Origin of the sequence: Jiella sp. M17.18 (assembly GCF_041027365.1) — a bacterium.
Taxonomy (GTDB): Bacteria; Pseudomonadota; Alphaproteobacteria; order Rhizobiales; family Rhizobiaceae; genus VKMB-3413.
On the sequence record NZ_JBFTEH010000049.1, the window covers coordinates 1 to 992 of the forward strand.

Below are 992 nucleotides of genomic sequence, written 5' to 3' on the forward strand. Positions count from 1 at the left end.
GCGGAAGTGCGCACCGACGAAGGCAAGCTGCATATGTTCGTCGCCATCGACCGGACCTCGAAGTTCGTCTTCGTGCGGCTGGAGGAGAAGGCGACCAGGGCCACAGCCTGCCAGTTCCTGCGCGATCTGATCGAGGCCATCCCCTACAAGTTCCACACCGTTTTGACGGATAATGGCGTCCAGTTCTGCCACCCATCGCGCTATCGGGACGGTCCTACTGCGCGATACATGGGGCACCTCTTCGACCGGATCTGTGCCGCCAACGGCATCGAACATCGGCTGACGAAGCCGAACCATCCGTGGACCAATGGACAGGTCGAGAGAATGAACCGGACGATCAAGGAGGCGACCGTCAGGCGCTACCACTACGGCACTCATGACCAGTTGCGCGAACACCTCCAGACCCTCGTCAACGCCTACAACTTTGACAAACGACTGAAGACCCTAAGAGGCCTCACGCCGTTNGCTACCACTACGGCACTCATGACCAGTTGCGCGAACACCTCCAGACCCTCGTCAACGCCTACAACTTTGCCAAACGACTGAAGACCCTAAGAGGCCTCACGCCGTTCGTGCATGTCGTCCGATGCTGGACAGAAGAGCCCGAACGATTCACAAACGATCCAACCCATCACATACCGGGACTGAACAGCTAGGTTCGCCATGCCGATCTTCATCTCGGCGCGCACGATGCCGATGGTGCGGACGAACAGCGCCATCGGGCCCTCCTGGCGGGCGAAGACATGCTCGATGGCCGAACGGATCCGCGAGCGTCGGCCATTGGCCCGGGATGTTCTCTCGCTCATCGGCCGCCCTTTCGGCTTCCGGCGGTGGATGTCAGAGACTTAGCCGTTCTTCTCCAGCCATTCCTCGTTCTTGGCCGATCGATAGGCCGTGTCCGCCCAGACCTTCGAGCCGGTGTTGGAGCGGTCGAGGACGTGCGAGAGCTGCGCACCGTCATAGGCGGCGGCATTCGTGACCGTGAAGCCGCG

General features: G+C 60.8%; 2 pseudogenes. Both read left to right on the forward strand.

What is annotated here, in order from left to right:
• Positions 1 to 462 (forward strand): annotated as a pseudogene (locus tag AB5S17_RS23400) (integrase core domain-containing protein); the annotation flags it as partial.
• Between the two features lie 5 nt (positions 463 to 467).
• A pseudogene (locus AB5S17_RS23405) lies at positions 468 to 656 on the forward strand (IS481 family transposase); the annotation flags it as partial.
• Between the last annotated feature and the right edge of the window lie 336 nt (positions 657 to 992).